A 19,187-nucleotide genomic window follows, 5' to 3' on the forward strand; every position below is an offset into this window, starting at 1 on the left:
ATAATGGTGTAAGAGTGGCGAGGAGGGAGTAGTACCGAATGGAAGAAAGAATTGAACGAATTAAGAAGCAATTACATGCAGCGAGCTATAAATTGACACCACAACGTGAAGCAACAGTTCGTGTGCTGCTAGAAAATGAAGAAGATCATTTAAGCGCAGAAGATGTATACCTCCTTGTAAAAGAAAAGTCGCCAGAGATCGGATTAGCAACCGTTTATCGAACTTTAGAGTTATTGTCTGAGTTGAAAGTTGTCGATAAAATTAACTTTGGAGACGGTGTTTCGCGTTATGACTTACGCCAAGAAGGTGCACAGCGTTTCCATCATCATTTAATCTGTACACAATGCGGTGCTGTACAAGAAATACAAGAAGATTTACTTGGTGAAGTGGAGAATAAAGTGGAACGAGACTGGAGCTTTAAGGTGAAAGATCATCGTTTAACATTCCATGGGATTTGTAAAAATTGTCAAGAAAATGAAACGGATGAAAAATAACCTTTTCCTATTTAACTAGGAAGAGGTTTTTTATTTGAATAAGGTATAAATTGGTGAAAGCTTGGCATATGTTGTAATAACTTATATTTTGGAGGAATTTACAATGCGCCGAGCTTTAAAATTAACTTTTGATGGGATGAAAGTATTTTTATTATTTACAAGTTGTACGATTTTGTTTTATTTCGCTATACTATGGATAAATCAAGAATATGAAAGTTACCATCGTTATGAAAAGCCAAAAGAAGAGACTGTAGAAAAAGTATCAGGGAATGAGGAGCCGGAAAAGGATGCTTTCGTAAATAGAATGATGTTTTTCTATGAAAATGGGGAGTAGTGTAGATTGGAAGATCAATTAAAAGATTTTATTCATTATATGATTGTTGAAAAAGGTTTAGCGAAAAATACAGTTGTATCTTATGAACGCGATTTAAAAAGCTATGTGAAGTATTTGCAAAATGTAGAACAAACGAAGACGTTTCATGAAGTGACACGCTTGCATATTGTTAACTTTTTGCAGTATTTAAAAGAAAACGGGAAATCTTCAAAAACATTGGCGCGTCATATTGCATCGATTCGTTCGTTTCATCAATTTTTACTTCGTGAACGAGCAGTGGAGCATGACCCATCGGTACATATTGAAACGCCACAAGGGGAACGGAAATTACCAAAAGTATTATCAATCGACGAAGTGGAAGCATTGCTTCAAACACCGAAAACGGCAAGTGCTTTTGGGATTCGTGATAAGGCAATGTTAGAGTTGTTGTATGCAACAGGACTTCGTGTTTCAGAATTAATTGCATTAAATTTAGAAGATGTGCACTTAACGATGGGATTTGTTCGCTGTATCGGGAAAGGGAACAAAGAAAGAATTATTCCACTAGGAAGCTTAGCGACAGAAGCGATTCAAAAGTATATTGAAAAAGGAAGAAGAGAATTGATGGGTAAAAAAGCAGTAGATGCGCTCTTTTTAAACCATCATGGTAATCGATTATCGAGACAGGGATTTTGGAAAATTTTAAAACGGCTAGCGAAAGAAGCGAATATTGCAAAAGAGCTTACACCGCATACGTTGCGTCACTCTTTTGCTACGCATCTATTAGAAAATGGGGCAGACTTACGTGCTGTACAGGAAATGCTTGGACATGCAGATATTTCGACGACACAAATTTATACGCACGTTTCAAAAACTAGATTAAAAGATGTATATAAACAGTTTCACCCGAGAGCATAGTCACTATGCTCTTTTTTCATAGATTAAGAAGAGTGAACCATTTCACAGAAACTTCACAAACATTTCGTACATTGTTTTCAGCAGAAGACTAGAATATTACAATGTATTTCCTCTATACTAAGGAAAGTATGAAGGAGGAAATGAAGATGAAAAAACTTATTATTACATTATTTATCGCGATGCTAGCATTGGCTGGCTGTAATACAAACAAAGAAGAACCGAAAAAAGGACAGAAACTTGAAGGTATAGACGTAGCGGTTCAAACGAATCCGAAAGAAATTAAACCTGGTGAAAAAACAGAGGTACAAGCACTTGTTACACAAGGAAAAGAAAGAGTAACGGATGCTGATGACGTAAAGTTTGAGATTTGGAAAGATGGCGACGAGAAACACGAGATGTTAGATGGTAAGCATAAAGGAAAAGGTGTTTATGCAGTAGAGAAAACATTTGAAACTGATGGAGTATATCATATTATTCCTCATACAAATGCACGTGATATACACGTTATGCCAGAACACAAAATTGCTGTAGGGAATGCGAAAGTAGAAGATGCGAAAAAAGAAAGTGGTGATCATAGTGCAGGACACGGTGATCATAAAAGTGACACAATGATTCATCTTATGGCCGGTGACATAAAAGCAAATGCTGAATCAACAATGAAAGTCCATTTAAAACAAAAAGAAGAAGCGTTAACTGGTGCTGAAGTACAACTTGAGATTTGGAAAGACGGCGTTGAAAAACACGAATTTATTCCGGCGAAAGAAGGGAATAAAGGGGAGTATGAAAGTAAACATACTTTCAAAGAGAATGGTGCTTATAAAGTGAAAGTTCATGTAAGAAAAGGTGAACTACATGAACATAAAGAAGAAACAGTAGAAGTAAAATAAAAAGTAGCTCTTTAGAGCTGCTTTTTATTTTTATATTAGGAAATATGTTATAAAATGATTAGCACTTCTTTGCAGAATGGATTACAATAGAATGGTAAAGAAAATGAGAAATTCTACGAAAATGTATTAAAAAGAAAGCGTAAACATGGTATGATATCAATATCAGATGTCTGACATCTGACTTGGAAAAACCTAGAAATGTTTTTTATTCGTTTGAAAGTAAAACGAAAAAGTTAGAGAATGATTTAAAGCAGTACTGTTTAATAATGAGGACGAAAGATAATTCCCATTGATAACAGTTTCACTTTATAGCGTTTTGAACATACTACAAGAAGTAGAACTGAACATATAGGAGGTTGCAGTTATGAATAAATATAAACGTATTTTCCTAGTCGTAATGGACTCCGTGGGAATCGGTGAAGCACCAGATGCTGAGCAGTTTGGTGATTTAGGTTCTGATACAATTGGTCATATCGCTGAACATATGAATGGATTACACATGCCAAACATGGTGAAATTAGGCCTTGGTAATATTCGTGAAATGAAAGGAATCTCTAAAGTAGAGAAACCGCTTGGATATTATACAAAAATGCAAGAGAAATCTACAGGTAAAGATACAATGACAGGTCACTGGGAAATCATGGGCCTTTACATTGATACACCATTCCAAGTGTTTCCTGAAGGATTCCCGAAAGAATTACTTGATGAATTAGAAGAAAAGACAGGTCGTAAAATTATCGGTAATAAACCAGCTTCTGGAACAGAGGTACTTGTTGAGCTTGGTCAAGAACAAATGGAAACAGGTTCTTTAATTGTTTACACTTCTGCTGATAGTGTATTACAGATCGCAGCTCATGAAGAAGTAGTACCACTTGAAGAGCTATATAAAATTTGTAAAATCGCACGTGAATTAACATTAGATGAGAAGTACATGGTAGGGCGTGTTATTGCTCGTCCGTTCGTTGGAGAGCCAGGAAACTTCACACGTACACCAAATCGTCATGACTATGCGTTAAAACCATTTGGTCGCACAGTAATGAATGAACTTAAAGATGGCGATTATGATGTAATTGCTATTGGTAAAATTGCTGACATTTATGATGGAGAAGGTGTAACTGAATCACTTCGTACGAAATCAAATATGGATGGAATGGACAAGCTTGTAGATACATTAAATATGGACTTTACAGGTATTAGCTTCTTAAACTTAGTTGACTTTGATGCCTTATTTGGTCATCGTCGTGACCCACAAGGGTACGGAGAAGCATTGCAAGAATATGACGCACGTCTTCCAGAAGTATTCGAAAAACTAAAAGAAGATGATCTATTATTAATTACAGCAGACCATGGTAATGATCCAGTACATCCTGGTACTGATCATACACGTGAATATGTACCGTTATTAGCATATAGCCCAAGCATGAAAGAAGGCGGACAAGAGTTATCACTTCGTCAAACATTTGCTGATATTGGTGCAACTGTAGCAGAAAACTTTAATGTTAAAATGCCAGAACATGGAACAAGCTTCTTAAATGAGCTAAAGAAATAGGGGGATAAACAGATGAATCGTGAACTAATTACAAAATCAGCTTCATACTTAAAAGAGAAATTTCAAGAGACACCACAAGTAGGACTAATCCTTGGATCTGGACTAGGTGTATTAGCAGATGAAATCGAGAACGCAGTAACAGTACCATACAGTGAAATCCCTGAATTCCCGGTTTCAACTGTAGAAGGACATGCAGGTCAACTTGTATTCGGTACACTTCAAGGTGTAACAGTAGTAGCAATGCAAGGACGTTTCCATTTCTACGAAGGATACGATATGCAAAAAGTAACATTCCCAGTTCGTGTTATGAAAGAACTAGGTGTAGAAACAGTTGTTGTAACGAACGCAGCTGGTGGTGTAAATACATCATTTGAACCAGGCGATCTTATGTTAATTTCAGACCATATTAACTTCATGGGTACGAACCCATTAATCGGACCAAATGATTCTGAAATGGGTGTACGTTTCCCTGATATGTCTACATCATATACGCCAGAACTTCGCGAAATGGCGAAACAAGTTGCAGCAGATTTAAATATTAAAGTACAAGAAGGTGTATATGTTGGAATGACAGGTCCTGTATATGAGACACCTGCTGAAATTCGTATGCTTCGTACACTTGGCGGAGATGCAGTTGGTATGTCAACAGTACCAGAAGTAATTGTAGCTCGTCATGCAGGTATGAAAGTACTAGGTATTTCTTGTATTTCAAATATGGCAGCTGGTATTTTAGATCAACCACTTCACCACGATGAAGTAATTGAAACGACAGAACGTGTTAAAGCTAATTTCTTAGCATTAGTAAAAGCAATTGTAAAACAAATGAAGGGGTGACTTCACAATGAGAATGGTGGACCTAATTGCAAAAAAACGTGATGGACATGCATTAACGACAGAAGAAATTAACTTTATCGTTGAAGGATACACAAATGGTAGTATTCCAGATTATCAAATGAGTTCACTTGCAATGGCAATTTTCTTCCAAGATATGAATGATCAAGAACGTGCAGATTTAACGATGGCAATGGTAAATAGCGGTGATACAATTGACTTATCAGCCATTGAAGGTGTAAAAGTAGATAAGCATTCAACGGGTGGAGTTGGTGATACAACGACACTTGTATTAGGTCCATTAGTAGCTGCTTTAGGTGTACCAGTTGCGAAAATGTCTGGACGAGGTCTAGGACATACGGGTGGTACAATTGATAAATTAGAAGCAGTACCAGGATTCCATGTGGAAATTGAAAATGATGAATTCATGCGTCTTGTAAATGAAAATAAAATCGCTGTTATTGGTCAAAGTGGAAACTTAACACCTGCTGATAAAAAGTTATATGCGCTTCGTGATGTAACTGCAACAGTAAATTCAATTCCTCTTATCGCTAGCTCAATTATGAGTAAGAAAATTGCTGCTGGTGCAGATGCAATTGTTCTTGATGTAAAAACTGGAGCAGGCGCGTTTATGAAAACGGATGAAGATGCAAAGCGTTTAGCAGAAGCAATGGTACGCATCGGTAATAACGTTGGTCGTAATACGATGGCGGTTATTTCTGATATGAGTCAGCCGCTTGGTGAAGCAATTGGTAATGCATTAGAAGTACAAGAAGCAATTGATACATTACAAGGTAAGGGACCGAAAGATTTAGAAGAGTTATGTTTAACACTTGGAAGTCAGATGGTGTACCTTGCTGGACAAGCTTCATCTTTAGAAGGTGCACGTGAAAAGTTAATTGAAGTAATGAACAATGGTAAAGCGCTAGAATCATTTAAAACGTTCTTATCAGCACAAGGCGGCGATGCATCTGTTGTTGATGATCCTTCTAAATTGCCACAGGCACAATTTAAAATTGAAGTGGAAGCGAAAGAAGACGGTTACGTATCGGAAATCGTTGCAGATGAAATCGGAACAGCAGCAATGCTTTTAGGAGCAGGGCGTGCAACGAAAGAGTCTGAAATTGATTTAGCAGTTGGTCTAATGCTTCGCAAAAAAGTAGGCGATAGCGTGAAAAAAGGTGACTCTCTTGTTACAATTTACGCAAACCGCGAAAATGTTGAAGACGTAAAAGCGAAAATTTATGAGAACATGAAAATCGCTAAAGATCACGTAGATGCACCAACTTTAGTACACGGTATTGTAACGAAGTAATAAAGTGAAACTTTAATCAGTGGGGGCTTTATCCCCACTGATTATTAGCCTTCACCAATCGGGCATTTACGGGCAGCCCGACCTAGACCTAACTTCTTTGCTTTCGCTGAATTTTGAGGTAGGGGTCTTACTGCCCGCAAATAGCGGGATAAAAAAAAGCTGAGGAGATTTCTCCTTGGCTTTTTTTACTATTTTTTGTTTATAATAGTAATGGGTGAAATTATGATTAGAATTTGTGCAATAACGAAAAAAAATGAAGTTTTATATGATGTTTCGCTAGAAGAAACGAAAAAAGAGAACATCATATGGTATTGGCTTGATTTATATAAGCCAACGAAAGAGGAGTATACATATATTTTACAAGATCACTTCAAGTTCCATCCCCTTGCAATTGAAGATTGTGTAGAGTATGTACAGAGACCAAAGGTAGATTTTTATGATGGATATAACTTTTTAGTTCTTCATGCATTCGGAGAAGACGGATTAGAACCGCATGAAATCGATTTATTTATTAGTGATCGATATATAGTCTCTTTCCATTTCTCTCATAACAATGCGATTGAAAGAGTATGGAAAACGCTCGGTGAAAAGAAACGTATTAAGAAGAGCCCTTTGCATGTAGCACATACAATTATTGACCAAATTGTAGATGATTATTTCGCACCTGTTTATTACATCGAAGACCATTTAAATGCAATTGATGATAATTTAACGGGTGAGACAGCAGGAAGTGTGCTAGAAGAAGTATTTGATATTCGTGCAGATTTATCTAAGTTAAGGCGTACGATTATTCCGATGCGTGATTTATTGTATCGTATATTAAATTCAACACGTTTTTACGGTATAAGCGATCATGAAATTTATTTTAAAGATATACATGATCATTTGCTTAAACTGACAGAGATGATTGAAGCGAGCCGTGAATTAACAGCAGATATTCGAGATAGTTACTTTTCGTTGAATTCCCACCATATGAACAATATTATGAAAACATTAACTGTTTTCTCAACTATTTTCATGCCGTTAACATTTATTGCAGGGGTATACGGCATGAACTTCGCACATATGCCAGAGCTTGGCGGGAAGTATAGTTATTTTATTTGCTTAATTTTAATGGCGTTAATTGGCGGCGGAATGATGGCTTGGTTTTATAAAAAAGGTTGGTTTAAGTAAAAAAACACCGAGGATTTCCTCGGTGTTTTTTCTTAGCCAATAGCGTGTAATACGAACATGGCTAAGAATAAGCATGTAATAATATACATGGACGGTGCGACCTCTTTACGCTTTCCAAGTGCAACTTTCAAGATAGGATAAGCAATAAATCCGAACGCAATGCCATCAGCGATACTATATGTGAGCGGGATCATAACGATAATTAAAAACGCTGGAAATCCTTCTGAAAAGTCGTTCAGAGGAATTTGTTGAATGCTTGTAATCATCAGCCCGCCAATAATAATTAAGATTGGTGCAATGGCACTGTCAGGAATTATTTTGACAAACGGAAGCGCAAACAGTGATGCGAAGAATAACAACCCTGTAACGATAGACGTCAGACCTGTCTTTCCGCCTGCAGTAATACCTGCGGCACTCTCTACTGTTGAAACGGTAGGGCTTGTGCCAAATAGACCACATGTCATTGCTGAAATTGCATTTGCTTGGTAAGCACGTGGGAATTTACGATCATCTTCTAATAAACCATGTAAAAGTCCCATGTTCTCAAAAATAAGCACCATGCTTAAGGAGAATGTTGCAATCCAAAATGGCAAGGAAGAAAGTTTCCCAAATGACATAGCTCCAAACACATCGCCATAATTAGCGAATGAAAACGAACTATTTCCCATTTGACTCGTATCAACAAGACCAAACAGCCATGCAATACCAGTTCCAATTGCAATCGTCCATAAAAAGCTTCCACGTACGTTACGCGCAAATAGTACAAGTGCGACAATAAGAGTAAGTAGTGTGGCAAGAACGACAGGACTACTTAATTTTCCCATTGCAACAGCAGTATTAGGATGCGAAACGACTAAACCACCTTTTTGCAAGCCGATGAAAGCTAAAAACAACCCGATACCGACAGTGATCGCTTCCTTTAATGACTTTGGAATAGATACCGAAAGCACGCGAGCAATCGGTGTAAAAGCAGCAATTGCAAAAATAATACCGGCGATAAAAACAGCTGCCAATGCTTCTTGCCAAGTTAAACCGAGCGTATGCACAGCAGTGTACGTGAAGAATGCATTTACACCCATACCAGGGACAAGAATAGCAGGTGCATTTGCCCAAAATGCCATAAGTAGACATCCGACAAATGAACTGAAAACAGTTGCTAAAATTCCAGCTTCAAGAGGAATGCCGGCATCTGATAAGATTGACGCATTTACAATCATAATATAAACGATTGTGAAAAATGACGTGACTCCAGCTAAAACTTCTTGTTTTGGTGATGTTTGGTGTAAGTCTAATTTAAATGTTCTTTCAAGTATTCCTTTCATGTTAAACCTTCTTTTTCATATCCCTCTCCCACCCGTGATATCTCTTATGTAAGAGCTCACCGTCCTTTATTATATCAGAACATCATGTTTTTACAACAACGAAAATGATAACGGTTACTTATAAATGAGTTTATTTATAAATACGTAAAAATTGCCCGGATAGATGAAATGATTTCTAGTTCTCCTGATTGAATGGGCGGAGCTGCTTGCGCATGCAAAGTAGCATATGATGCGATCTCCCGTGGTAATTGGGCAGATTCTTCAACGAGTGAGAGGGGAACAGGATTAATATTTAAATTGTAGGTACTCGCAATTGTACGAGCTTTGTCTACTGCTTGTTGCAGAGCTTGAATGAGAGCTTGCTCATAATATTTATTTGGATGAGATATTCGAAAACGTAAGCCTTTTGCTACGTTTGCACCATTTGTAACGGCTATATCATATACTTCCCCTGCTTTTTGCACATTTAAAACGGTAATTTCATACAAATGCTCCACACGGTAGCCTTGTAGTAATGCTTTATCATTTACATATTCGTATTGAGGAGTAATGGTATAAGAAATGGTTTCTATATCTTTATCGGCAATACCTAGCTGTTTGAGTGCATCAAGCAATTGTTTCGATTGCACTGCATTTTCTTCTTGCGCCTGTTTTACATTTTTACTATCTGTTCGAATGCCCAGTGTTAATATGACAACATTTGGTTTTGCCTTTATAATGCCTTCTCCTTGTACAGTAATAGTAGCTTCTTTACCAGTATTTGTCGTACGGATATTATGTAAATACGGATTCATTCCACTTTGCATTTATGCTCACCATCCTTTTTTATATGTATATGTGTGAACAAAAAAGAAAATCTTATGAAAAAAGTTACATAAATGAGAATGTTAAGGGAAGAAAGCATATACAATATAGGTATTTATAGATTATAATATGTGTAAATATGATAAAAAAGGGACGAGGCTAGTGAACGAAAATAGAGAAACACTGATTTTAGATTTATCTGCATCATTTCGAAAGATGATACGTTTATTACAAAATGATATTAATACACGTTTTTCAGAGCATATGCCATATAATGAATTCTCTGTATTACGTGCGTTATTTTTAAACAGTCCACAGATGGCTTCGCAAATTGCGAGTGAAGTAAACGTAACCTCCAGTCATATTACAGCTGTAACAGATCGTCTCGTGCGAAAAGGGTTTGTTGAAAGAAAACGTTCAAATTCGGACCGTCGTATCGTATACTTAGAAATTACTGAAAACGGACGAGAAGTAACTGAAAAGCTTGAAGCTGTGCGTAAAGAATATTATAAAGAGAAATTTAAAGGTTGGAGCGACCAAGAGATAGAAATGGTTTTAGAACTATTTGGCCGCGTATTATAATAAATGAGGATAGGAAGCGAGAGCTTTCCTATCCTTTTTCTTTTGAATAAAAATATTTTGAAACTCCGATACTTTAATTAAACAGATCGGAGGAAAGATTATGAAATATATTGCTGCACTTACCATTTTACTTGGAAGTTTTTTCTGCTTTCATACATTCATGTACGCTGATACCCCTATCCAAGTGGTGCAAAAAGAAGTGAAGTACATTGAAAACGATAATACTGTCCTGTATTCGAAATTATGGGTTCGTTCTATGCAAAACGCAGTATTATTTCATCATAGCGATAATGTTCGTAATCAGGACACTTTGCGTAATGTAACAAGTTCATCGCTCGTTAAAGCGAAGCAATTACCATTTAAGAAAGCATCAATGTACATTCCAAGATTATCGCAATACGTATCAAAAGCAGGGAAAGAAAATATTCAAGTGCACTACATTGCGGTGCACTATAATGTAAAAAAAGAAAATGCGTATCAATTAAATGGTATGAACTATTTTCTGCAAGTATTTGTGAAAGAGCGCGGGGAATGGAAAATTGCTGAAAGTGTAGTCGCACCGACAGAGCAAATTGTACAAAATGGTGATGGGTTTGGGATGAAAGAAGAGAGGGGGTATGGAGATAGGAGAGAGAATGTGAAATAACCTCCTTTTGAAGGAGGTTATTTATTAAAAAATTACATTTTGTTATTTTAATCCCCAAGAAATCTTTTTCTTTAATAAGCGTGATAACACGATATAGCAAATTAGACCAATTACAACGAACCCAATATAATACCCAATAATGGATTGTATACCTCCTATTATGCGACCTCCAAATAGGGCGAAACAAGATGCAGTACATGCTATAAAAGGCTTGTAGAGCTTTGAGAATAAAAGCAACTTACCGTTTTGTTCATTAGGCGATTGTGTATATAAATAGGTACCTAAAGGTAATAAGATAAGTATATACACAATTGGAGTTAATAATTTCCAAGCAGAAGGTATTTTCGAAAAATTAGGTTCGTTTATGCGTTTTCCGTTTTTATCTGTATAAGCTGATTGTGGATCGTAATCAAATCTAATCTCTAAGTCCTCAATAGGTGAAAGTATACTTATATGTGATGAAATTGATACGTATTGATTTTCAATTTTATAAGTTTTCTCATGAGTTTCGTACAAGTGAACTGAAACAAAACCAGCCAAAAGTAAGGCCAATCCGTATGGTAAAATAAGCATAATACCAGTGAATATACTTTGAGAAAGTATATTAGCAGTTATTGTTCCCATAAATAATGTCAAAGTATAAATAGCAATTAATACAATGACTGTATAAAGAAAATAAGAATGAAATGGTGAGAATAACTGGTATTTATTATGAAAGGTCGTCTTTTTTAAAATTGCGAAAAGTCCCCAATTTATTGCATAGACAGCAATAATATTGAATACCCCTAATAACCATTTTGTAAGATATATATATCTTCGTTTAAAAGGCATTGACCATAAAGCATCCATGGTTTGGTTATGGCGCTCCCAACCAATTTGAACACATGCTAATGCAATAATTACAATTCCCTGTATAAATAAATGGTCTTCAGGACTAAGGAAATATTGATAATGATAATTAACTTTTTTCGTGATAGTTTGTGAAAAATGAAAGGATTTTGCAGCATCTAAATAATATTTATAAGATAGTGTATAGAAGCTAGTAATCCAAAAAAGCCAAATGAAATATTTTCCCTGTTTATAGCTTTGTAACCATAATGCTTTTTGAAACATAGGATCTCTCCTTTATAAAACTTTATAATTTGTAAGGCGTGATAGTGCAAAATAGCTGAGGGTTCCAAATAAAATTAGCCCAAAATAATAGCTAAATATCAAATCAAAATAGTGTAACATGCTCCCACCGATTAAAGCAAAATAGAAAGTTGTCCCGACAATCCATAGTTTTTGTTTCTTTTGAAATGAAAATACTTTCTTATTATTTTCATTAGGTGAATGCTTATATAAAATAACCCCCAGTAATAAGAAACATATTGTATATAGAATGGGTACTAGTAATATTTTAGGAGAACTATAGTCATAGAATACAGGTCCTTCCTTTTTAGTTGGTTGGTTCCTCATATCGTAATTATATCGAATATGAAAATTTTTTATGGGAGCAAGAATTTCGGTTTGCTGGTTTAAATGATAGATTGCTTCATATTTATTTGAAGAATGTTCTGTATCCATATTTAAATGTGCATTATAAAAAGAGAAGAGCAAAGAAAAAATTCCAAACCCTTTAATTAAATATAGAACACAGAAGGTACCTTGAGAAATGATACTTCCTGTAAAAGTTCCGATACACAAAGCTGTAGTATAGAGAGCGATATAAGTAATTATTGCATAGAAAAAATATCTATGGAAAAAGTTGAATGATTGAAATTCAAAGTGAATTGTCGTTCTATATACAAGGTACATTAGAGCCCAGCATAGTAAAAGACATGTAACAATGTGAATAATGCCAAATAACCATTTTGAAAAAAAGATGGTGCTACGTTTAAAAGGCATTACCATTAAAGAATCACTCAACTTCAAATTGCTACGTTCCCATCCAATCATTAAGCAAGCTAGTGCAATGATAGAGAGAATAATGATGGAATTGTAATCTGAGAAGTAATAGTCGTAATAAAACTCTCCTGTTGGGTTATATTTATAGAAAAAATCCATCTGGGTTTGGGATGCCTTATAGTATTTATAAGGGAAAACATACATAGATATTAAAAACATTATTAGTACAGCATATTTCCCGCGCTTCCAATTCCACATCCACAACGCCTTATGAAACATACCCATCCTCCTCAAGTGTCGTAACGAAGACATCTTCAAGTGACATTGTTAATTCTTCAATGAGTATTGGTTGCTCTTTATAAAACTTTTCAAGCGTTGTAGCAACATTTCCTTCGATTAAAATCGTATATACTTTTCCTGTTTGGTTTAATATTTTAATATTGCTTAAGTTTTCTAGTTTTTGAGGTAGTGATCGTTCGTAAGCAACTTGGACTTTAGCAAATTGTGATTTTGCATCATCTAGTGATGTAATAGAATCTACTGTATGTCCTTTTAAAATAATGATTGTATCGGCAATTTTTTCAACTTCATCTAAATGGTGAGTGGAGATGAAAATTGTAATTTCTTTTTCTGCTACTTCTTCAACGAGAAATTGTAGAATCTGTCTTTTAACGATAGGATCAAGTCCGTTTGTCGGTTCATCTAAAATGACATATTCTGCTTTTACAGCGAAAGCTAAAATGATCGCAAGCAGTGCTTTCATTCCTTTTGAGTAACTACGAATGCGTTTGTTTGGTAAATTAAAACGTTCTAATATTTCATAAAAATATTGTTCATCAAATGCTGTATAAACCGCTTTATAAAACTTTACGATTTCCTTCACTGTATATCCGTTCAGTATGTTAGTAGAATCTGGAACGTATACAACTTTTTGTTTAATTTCAGGATGCATATGAACATCTGTATTATCATATGTAACAGTTCCTTCATCGGGGTCTAAAATGCCGACCATCGTTCGTAATAAAGTTGTTTTCCCTGCGCCATTTCTTCCGAGTAATCCGACGATACTACCTTTTTGTAATGTGAAAGAAACATCGTCTAAAATCGTTTGGTTATCAATTGTTTTCTTCAAGTTTGTCACTTTCAACATCTGTATTTCCTCCAATCTCTTTATAGTATGAATCTATCCAATCGTGAATTTTATCTTTCGTAATCCCAAGATAAGAGGCTTCTAGTAATAATTGATGAAATTGCTTTTCAACCATAGTGATTTTCCTTTCGTCTAATGTTGGGGTAATCGATTGGGCTACAAATGTTCCTTTTCCTCGTAATGTTTCAATAATCCCTTGTCGCTCTAATTCTTGATAAGCTTTACTTACTGTATTTGGATTTATAACGAGCAAAGAAGCAAGCTCGCGTACAGAAGGAAGCTTATCACTTGGAGCTAACATATTTTTTAGTACGAGCTCTTTTATATTTTGAACAATTTGTTCCCATATCGGAGTGTTGCTTCTTGGATCAAGTTGAATATGCAAGAGCAATGTCTCCTTCCTGATGAGTATTAAGTGTACTACTACGTGTAATACACTTAATACAATATAGGCAATGAACTTATTTGTCAACTGAAAATAATAGAAAAATATGGTATTAAAAATGTATAAATTGGAAAAAATAAGTTTGATATAGAATGGAGGGTTAGTCATGAAGCGAGTTTTTGGAATACTTGTTTGTTTCATGTTATTGCTTTCTGGTACTTCAGTTAGTTTCGCACAATCTGAGAAAACGAAGCAGGAAAAAACAGAAGAAACCACGCCGAAGTTAGCGGAACAAGCGTCGTCAGCGATCGTAATTGAACAAGATACAGGTAAAGTTTTGTTTGATAAAAATCCGAATGAAAAGTTACCACCTGCTAGTATGACAAAGATTATGACAATGCTATTAATTATGGAACAAGTTGAAAAAGGAAAACTAAAACTAAACGATAAAGTTAGAGCGAGTGAACACGCAGCTTCAATGGGCGGATCACAAATTTTTCTAGAACCTGGGGAAGAGATGACTGTAAATGAAATGTTAAAGGGCATTGCAATTGCATCTGGAAATGATGCATCTGTTGCAGTAGCTGAGCATATCGCTGGTTCAGAAGAAGGTTTCGTAAATATGATGAACAAAAAAGCGAAAGATCTAGGATTGAAAAATACACATTTTCAAAATCCGACAGGTCTCCCGGCTAAAGATCATTATTCTACAGCGAATGATATGGCTATTATGGCGAAAGAGTTGATGAAGTATCCACTTATTCGAAAATACACAGGTAAATATGAAGACTATTTACGTGAAAATACGGATAAGAAGTTTTGGCTTGTTAATACGAATAAGCTAGTACGTTTTTATCCTGGAGTAGATGGGGTGAAAACAGGCTTTACGACAGAAGCGAAATATTGTTTAACGGCATCGGCTGAGAAAAATGGTATGCGTGTTATTTCAGTTGTAATGGGAGCACCTACATCAAAAGAACGGAACAATCAAGTAACGAAGCTTCTTGATTATGCATTTGGACAATACATGACAAAGAAATTATATACACGTGGTGAGAAAATTAAGACTGTACAAGTAGGAAAAGGTAAGGAAGAAAAAGTAGATTTAGTTGCGTCAGACAATGTGTCTCTTCTTATGAAGAAGGGCGAAAATATGGACAAAGTTAAACAAGAAGTGATTGCTGAAAAGAAAGTGAAGGCACCAATTAAAAAAGGTGATGCACTTGGCACACTTGTTATTAAAAGAGATAAAGATGTTTTATTAAAACAAACAATTGTAGCGAAAGAAGATGTTGAGGCAGCGAGCTGGTGGGAGTTATTTAAAAGAAGTTTTGGGATGTTTTCAACATCAAAATAGCGGCGGGAATTTTGATGTTTTTCTGTTCGTATTTACTGAAATAATTGCTGAAAGGTTTCACTTTATGACGAAATAGTTCTTCTTTTGTCAGTAGGAAGGATTCTGATTTTATATCACGAAAATCTTATGTTAATGAGTAAAGTTTGAGCATAAGGAGGAAATCGTGTGAGTCTTTCCATGCATTTAGAAGTAAAACGTGACGTCTTATGTGTGAGGCTAGAGGGCGAGTTAGATCATCATACTGCTGAAGAGTTGCGAACGAAAGTCACAGATATGATTGAGACACATGGTGTTCATCATATTGTTTTGAGCCTAGAGAACTTAACATTTATGGATAGTTCTGGTTTAGGCGTTATATTAGGCCGATATAAACATGTAAAGGGATTAGGTGGAGAGATGGTTGTCTGTGCAATTTCACCGCCCGTTAAACGTTTATTTGAAATGTCAGGTCTATTCAAAATTGTTCGTTTAGAAGAAAGTGAAGCGCGTGCGCTCGCGACGTTGGGGGTGGCGTAGATGAGAAATGAAATGAACCTTCAATTTTCAGCGTTAAGTCAGAATGAATCATTCGCTCGTGTTACGGTAGCTGCTTTTATTGCGCAATTAGACCCGACGATGGAAGAACTAACAGAGATTAAAACAGTTGTGTCAGAAGCGGTTACAAATGCAATTATTCATGGGTATGAAGGAAATGCAGAAGGTGTTGTTTATATTTCAGTGATTTTGGAAGAAGCGATGGTGAAACTCACGATTCGAGATGAAGGGATTGGTATCTTTAACTTAGATGAAGCAAGACAACCCCTTTTTACAACTAAACCTGAATTAGAGCGTTCCGGAATGGGATTTACTATCATGGAAAATTTTATGGATGAAGTAGAAGTTATTTCAAACGAATCTTTCGGGACAACAATCCATTTGACAAAATACTTATCAAATAGTAACGCTCTATGCAATTAAGGAGAATAGCCAATGGACATAGAGGTCAGAAATGAGAAGAAGAAACCTCAGTTAAAGGACCACGAGCTAAAAGCGTTAATTCAAAAAAGTCAAGATGGAGATCAACAAGCGAGAGATACAATCGTTCAAAGTAATATGCGTCTCGTATGGTCGGTTGTACAGCGATTTCTTAATCGAGGATACGAACCAGACGATTTATTTCAAATTGGATGTATTGGACTCTTAAAATCGGTAGATAAATTTGATTTATCTTTCGACGTGAAATTTTCAACATATGCAGTTCCAATGATTATCGGTGAAATACAACGATTTTTACGTGACGATGGATCAGTGAAAGTAAGTAGATCTTTAAAAGAAACAGGAAACAAAGTCCGAAAGATGAGAGACGAGCTTTCGAAAGAATTTGGAAGGGCTCCAACGATTAATGAGGTAGCACAGGCTCTTGAACTAACGCCGGAAGAAGTTGTTCTGGCGCAAGAAGCGAGTCGTCCTCCTTCGTCGATACATGAAACTGTGTATGAAAACGATGGAGATCCAATTACTATTTTAGATCAAATTGCAGATCAATCGGAAACGAAATGGTTTGATAAAATTGCTTTAAAAGAAGCAATTAGAGAATTGGATGAACGAGAAAGGCTAATTGTGTATTTGCGCTATTATAAAGACCAAACCCAATCAGAAGTAGCGGAGCGCATAGGCATTTCGCAAGTACAAGTTTCAAGACTTGAAAAGAAAATATTAAAGCAGATGAAAGATCGAATAGATGAATAGCTATCTATTCGATTTTTTTTATTGTCACGAAAAGGAGAAGATTCCAACTATCGATAAAAAATTCACAGAATTTATTGATAATTTAGTTAATTTAAACTATAATCCAAATATGAACTTGTCACAAAGGGGGAAGGAAACATGGAAACGAGGCAACAATGGGGAACTAGGGCTGGATTTATTTTTGCAGCAATCGGTTCCGCTGTTGGACTAGGGAATATATGGCGTTTTCCTTATACAGCGTATGAAAACGGGGGAGGCGCATTCTTTTTACCGTACTTATTTGCATTATTAACGACTGGTATTTCATTGTTAGCTTTCGAGTTTGCTCTTGGGCATCGTCATCGTGGTTCGGCGCCACTTACATTCTTCCGTATTCATCGACGTGCTGAATTTATTGGATGGTGGCAAATGTGTGTGACATTTATTGTTTCAACATATTACGCTGTAATCATTGCTTGGTCTATTTCGTATACGTACTTTGCAATTACTGGAGCATGGGGGAAAGACACGCAATCATTTTTATTTAAAGAATATTTACATGTTGCAGATAAGCCAGGACAATTCGGGGGGCTCGTACCAGAAGTATTAATTCCGTTAGCTCTCGTTTGGATTATTGTGCTTGGTGTTGCGTTTAAAGGAGTTAAAAAAGGAATCGAAGTTGTTAACCGCATTTTTATTCCTTTACTAGTTGTTATGTTCCTTATTATCGTTGTTCGTGCAGTGACGATGGAAGGTGCGATGCAGGGGCTAGATGCATTCTTTAAACCAGATTGGAGTCGTATTTTTGATGGGAAAGTATGGCTTGCTGCTTACGGTCAAATTTTCTTTAGTTTATCTTTAGCATTCGGAATTATGATTACGTATTCTAGTTATTTACCGAAAAACTCAGATACAACAAATAATGCTTTTATTACAGGATTTGCAAATTCAGGATTTGAATTATTGGCAGGTATTGGTGTCTTTGCAGCTCTTGGATTTATGGCGAATAACATGGGGGTACCGGTTGATAAAGTAGCTAGTGCTGGTGTAGGACTTGCATTTGTAGTATTCCCGCAAATTATTAATGAGTTACCGATGTCGCCGTTATTTGGTGTATTATTCTTCTTATCTCTAACTGTTGCTGGAATTACATCACTCATTTCACTTGCAGAAGTATGCTTTGCCGCTGTATCTGAAAAATTCAGTTTGAGTCGTCAAAAGACGATTGGAATTATGGGAACGCTATTAGTATTAGTTTCTCTTGTTTTTGCAACACGTGGTGGACTTATGTTCCTAGATGTTGTTGATTACTTCGCTAACAATTTTGGATTGATTACAATTGCACTCGTTGAAGTAGTTACAATAGGACTAATCTTGCGCCGTTTACCAGTTTATCAAAATCATGCAAACTTTGTATCTGATATAAAGTTAGGAACGTTTTGGAGAGTGAGTTTACTCGTTATTACTCCACTTATGTTAGGGTATATGTTAATTGATGGTACAATCCAAAACATTAAAAAGAACTACGGAGGTTATCCAACAGAGTTTGTTGTAACGTATGGTTGGTCGATAGCGGCAGCGTTTCTTATAGTTGCACTAGTCATTAGTCTGAAGAAATGGAATGCACAAATACATTCAGACTCTGTCCAGCTTGAAAAAGAATGGAAGGACCGAGGTGTTTCATGATGAGTGGATCAGCGATTATGATGATGGTTATAGGTATGGTAGTCATTTGGGGAGGACTTGCATTAAGTATTGCAAATTTATTTAAGAAAAAGGCATAAGCTAAAAACATCTGTACCGAAATGGTACAGATGTTTTTTTTATGAAAAAATTGTATTAGAAAAAATTCCAATAACCATACTAC

At 35.9% G+C, this 19,187-nt stretch carries 22 protein-coding genes; 16 read left to right on the forward strand and 6 right to left on the reverse strand.

The features are described from left to right. Window positions 1–38: 38 nt before the first annotated feature. The 8 genes from fur to corA all read left to right on the forward strand — a co-directional run bounded on the left by fur (window position 39) and on the right by corA (window position 7,480). Window positions 39–494: a ferric iron uptake transcriptional regulator gene (fur, locus tag DET63_RS15140; protein ID WP_000392654.1), complete on the forward strand. Its 456-nt coding sequence runs from the start codon at window positions 39–41 to the stop codon at window positions 492–494. Between the two features lie 103 nt (window positions 495–597). After that, window positions 598–828 (forward strand): YqzK family protein, encoded by a 231-nt coding sequence (locus DET63_RS15145; RefSeq protein WP_002165108.1) that lies wholly within the window; start codon window positions 598–600, stop codon window positions 826–828. Between the two features lie 6 nt (window positions 829–834). Beyond that, complete coding sequence (xerD, locus tag DET63_RS15150) at window positions 835–1,725, forward strand: site-specific tyrosine recombinase XerD (protein ID WP_002088471.1); 891 nt, start codon at window positions 835–837, stop codon at window positions 1,723–1,725. A 146-nt stretch (window positions 1,726–1,871) separates the two neighbouring features. After that, window positions 1,872–2,612: a FixH family protein gene (locus tag DET63_RS15155; protein ID WP_113937130.1), complete on the forward strand. Its 741-nt coding sequence runs from the start codon at window positions 1,872–1,874 to the stop codon at window positions 2,610–2,612. Window positions 2,613–2,976: 364 nt separating this feature from the next. Next, the gene (gene deoB / locus DET63_RS15160; RefSeq protein ID WP_113937131.1) at window positions 2,977–4,161 is read left to right on the forward strand and encodes a phosphopentomutase; all 1,185 of its coding nucleotides are present in this window, start codon (window positions 2,977–2,979) and stop codon (window positions 4,159–4,161) included. Between the two features lie 12 nt (window positions 4,162–4,173). Continuing rightward, window positions 4,174–4,995, forward strand: a complete 822-nt coding sequence (locus DET63_RS15165) for a purine-nucleoside phosphorylase (protein ID WP_001078443.1) — start codon at window positions 4,174–4,176, stop codon at window positions 4,993–4,995. 7 nt (window positions 4,996–5,002) lie between these two features. Next, window positions 5,003–6,307 (forward strand): pyrimidine-nucleoside phosphorylase, encoded by a 1,305-nt coding sequence (locus tag DET63_RS15170; protein ID WP_113937132.1) that lies wholly within the window; start codon window positions 5,003–5,005, stop codon window positions 6,305–6,307. Between the two features lie 210 nt (window positions 6,308–6,517). Next, entirely contained in the window at window positions 6,518–7,480 is a 963-nt protein-coding gene (corA, locus tag DET63_RS15175) for a magnesium/cobalt transporter CorA (RefSeq protein ID WP_002067031.1), read from the forward strand. Between the two features lie 32 nt (window positions 7,481–7,512). Here corA and DET63_RS15180 read toward each other — a convergent pair whose 3' ends face one another. Next, window positions 7,513–8,802 carry an NCS2 family permease gene (locus DET63_RS15180; protein ID WP_002033892.1) on the reverse strand — a complete coding sequence of 430 codons (1,290 nt, stop codon included), beginning with the start codon at window positions 8,800–8,802 and terminating at the stop codon, window positions 7,513–7,515. A 134-nt stretch (window positions 8,803–8,936) separates the two neighbouring features. Then, on the reverse strand, window positions 8,937–9,608 hold the full coding sequence (locus DET63_RS15185; protein ID WP_002138209.1) for an SIMPL domain-containing protein: 672 nt from the start codon (window positions 9,606–9,608) through the stop codon (window positions 8,937–8,939). Window positions 9,609–9,768: 160 nt separating this feature from the next. Between DET63_RS15185 and DET63_RS15190 the strand changes: the two genes are divergently transcribed. Both DET63_RS15190 and DET63_RS15195 read left to right on the forward strand, forming a co-directional pair. Next, on the forward strand, window positions 9,769–10,188 hold the full coding sequence (locus tag DET63_RS15190) for a MarR family winged helix-turn-helix transcriptional regulator (protein ID WP_113937133.1): 420 nt from the start codon (window positions 9,769–9,771) through the stop codon (window positions 10,186–10,188). A gap of 100 nt (window positions 10,189–10,288) precedes the next feature. After that, a complete protein-coding gene (locus DET63_RS15195) occupies window positions 10,289–10,834 on the forward strand; it encodes a hypothetical protein (protein ID WP_113937134.1) in 546 nt (181 codons plus the stop codon). Window positions 10,835–10,876: 42 nt separating this feature from the next. Here DET63_RS15195 and DET63_RS15200 read toward each other — a convergent pair whose 3' ends face one another. Genes DET63_RS15200 through DET63_RS15215 form a run of 4 tightly spaced genes read right to left on the reverse strand, consistent with a single transcriptional unit; the run spans window position 10,877 to window position 14,256 of the window. Next, window positions 10,877–11,947, reverse strand: a complete 1,071-nt coding sequence (locus DET63_RS15200; protein WP_113937135.1) for an ABC transporter permease subunit — start codon at window positions 11,945–11,947, stop codon at window positions 10,877–10,879. 12 nt (window positions 11,948–11,959) lie between these two features. Continuing rightward, window positions 11,960–13,000 carry an ABC transporter permease gene (locus DET63_RS15205; protein WP_113937136.1) on the reverse strand — a complete coding sequence of 347 codons (1,041 nt, stop codon included), beginning with the start codon at window positions 12,998–13,000 and terminating at the stop codon, window positions 11,960–11,962. Next, window positions 12,990–13,871 (reverse strand): ABC transporter ATP-binding protein, encoded by an 882-nt coding sequence (locus DET63_RS15210; protein WP_113937137.1) that lies wholly within the window; start codon window positions 13,869–13,871, stop codon window positions 12,990–12,992. The genes DET63_RS15205 and DET63_RS15210 overlap by 11 nt, the downstream gene beginning before the upstream one ends. Further along, a complete protein-coding gene (locus DET63_RS15215) occupies window positions 13,837–14,256 on the reverse strand; it encodes a GntR family transcriptional regulator (protein ID WP_061689300.1) in 420 nt (139 codons plus the stop codon). Before DET63_RS15215 ends, DET63_RS15210 begins: the two co-directional genes overlap by 35 nt. A 166-nt stretch (window positions 14,257–14,422) precedes the next feature. On the opposite strand from DET63_RS15215, the gene dacF reads away from it, so the two are divergent. From dacF to DET63_RS15245, 6 genes are all read left to right on the forward strand, one after another. Continuing rightward, a complete protein-coding gene (gene dacF, locus DET63_RS15220; protein WP_002088461.1) occupies window positions 14,423–15,613 on the forward strand; it encodes a serine-type D-Ala-D-Ala carboxypeptidase DacF in 1,191 nt (396 codons plus the stop codon). A 165-nt stretch (window positions 15,614–15,778) separates the two neighbouring features. Further along, window positions 15,779–16,129: an anti-sigma F factor antagonist gene (spoIIAA, locus tag DET63_RS15225; RefSeq protein ID WP_113937138.1), complete on the forward strand. Its 351-nt coding sequence runs from the start codon at window positions 15,779–15,781 to the stop codon at window positions 16,127–16,129. Further along, window positions 16,130–16,570, forward strand: a complete 441-nt coding sequence (spoIIAB, locus tag DET63_RS15230; RefSeq protein WP_001243400.1) for an anti-sigma F factor — start codon at window positions 16,130–16,132, stop codon at window positions 16,568–16,570. 12 nt (window positions 16,571–16,582) lie between these two features. Beyond that, entirely contained in the window at window positions 16,583–17,341 is a 759-nt protein-coding gene (sigF, locus tag DET63_RS15235) for an RNA polymerase sporulation sigma factor SigF (protein ID WP_002088458.1), read from the forward strand. A gap of 138 nt (window positions 17,342–17,479) precedes the next feature. Next, window positions 17,480–19,006: a sodium-dependent transporter gene (locus DET63_RS15240; protein ID WP_002014921.1), complete on the forward strand. Its 1,527-nt coding sequence runs from the start codon at window positions 17,480–17,482 to the stop codon at window positions 19,004–19,006. Then, complete coding sequence (locus tag DET63_RS15245; protein WP_000016829.1) at window positions 19,006–19,104, forward strand: methionine/alanine import family NSS transporter small subunit; 99 nt, start codon at window positions 19,006–19,008, stop codon at window positions 19,102–19,104. Before DET63_RS15240 ends, DET63_RS15245 begins: the two co-directional genes overlap by 1 nt. The last annotated feature ends 83 nt before the right edge of the window (window positions 19,105–19,187 follow it).

Source organism: Bacillus sp. DB-2 (assembly GCF_003315125.1).
In the GTDB taxonomy this organism is placed as follows: domain Bacteria; phylum Bacillota; class Bacilli; order Bacillales; family Bacillaceae_G; genus Bacillus_A; species Bacillus_A mycoides.

Bases quoted from the DNA above. Each gene is read 5' to 3' on its own strand.
- fur (WP_000392654.1), top strand. From the start codon at position 39: ATGGAAGAAAGAATTGAACGAATTAAGAAGCAATTACATGCAGCGAGC.
- DET63_RS15145 (WP_002165108.1), top strand. From the start codon at position 598: ATGCGCCGAGCTTTAAAATTAACTTTTGATGGGATGAAAGTATTTTTA.
- DET63_RS15155 (WP_113937130.1), top strand. From the start codon at position 1,872: ATGAAAAAACTTATTATTACATTATTTATCGCGATGCTAGCATTGGCT.
- deoB (WP_113937131.1), top strand. From the start codon at position 2,977: ATGAATAAATATAAACGTATTTTCCTAGTCGTAATGGACTCCGTGGGA.
- DET63_RS15165 (WP_001078443.1), top strand. From the start codon at position 4,174: ATGAATCGTGAACTAATTACAAAATCAGCTTCATACTTAAAAGAGAAA.
- DET63_RS15170 (WP_113937132.1), top strand. From the start codon at position 5,003: ATGAGAATGGTGGACCTAATTGCAAAAAAACGTGATGGACATGCATTA.
- corA (WP_002067031.1), top strand. From the start codon at position 6,518: ATGGGTGAAATTATGATTAGAATTTGTGCAATAACGAAAAAAAATGAA.
- DET63_RS15180 (WP_002033892.1), bottom strand. From the start codon at position 8,802: ATGAAAGGAATACTTGAAAGAACATTTAAATTAGACTTACACCAAACA.
- DET63_RS15185 (WP_002138209.1), bottom strand. From the start codon at position 9,608: ATGCAAAGTGGAATGAATCCGTATTTACATAATATCCGTACGACAAAT.
- DET63_RS15195 (WP_113937134.1), top strand. From the start codon at position 10,289: ATGAAATATATTGCTGCACTTACCATTTTACTTGGAAGTTTTTTCTGC.
- DET63_RS15200 (WP_113937135.1), bottom strand. From the start codon at position 11,947: ATGTTTCAAAAAGCATTATGGTTACAAAGCTATAAACAGGGAAAATAT.
- DET63_RS15205 (WP_113937136.1), bottom strand. From the start codon at position 13,000: ATGTTTCATAAGGCGTTGTGGATGTGGAATTGGAAGCGCGGGAAATAT.
- DET63_RS15210 (WP_113937137.1), bottom strand. From the start codon at position 13,871: ATGTTGAAAGTGACAAACTTGAAGAAAACAATTGATAACCAAACGATT.
- dacF (WP_002088461.1), top strand. From the start codon at position 14,423: ATGAAGCGAGTTTTTGGAATACTTGTTTGTTTCATGTTATTGCTTTCT.
- spoIIAB (WP_001243400.1), top strand. From the start codon at position 16,130: ATGAGAAATGAAATGAACCTTCAATTTTCAGCGTTAAGTCAGAATGAA.
- sigF (WP_002088458.1), top strand. From the start codon at position 16,583: ATGGACATAGAGGTCAGAAATGAGAAGAAGAAACCTCAGTTAAAGGAC.
- DET63_RS15240 (WP_002014921.1), top strand. From the start codon at position 17,480: ATGGAAACGAGGCAACAATGGGGAACTAGGGCTGGATTTATTTTTGCA.
- DET63_RS15245 (WP_000016829.1), top strand. From the start codon at position 19,006: ATGAGTGGATCAGCGATTATGATGATGGTTATAGGTATGGTAGTCATT.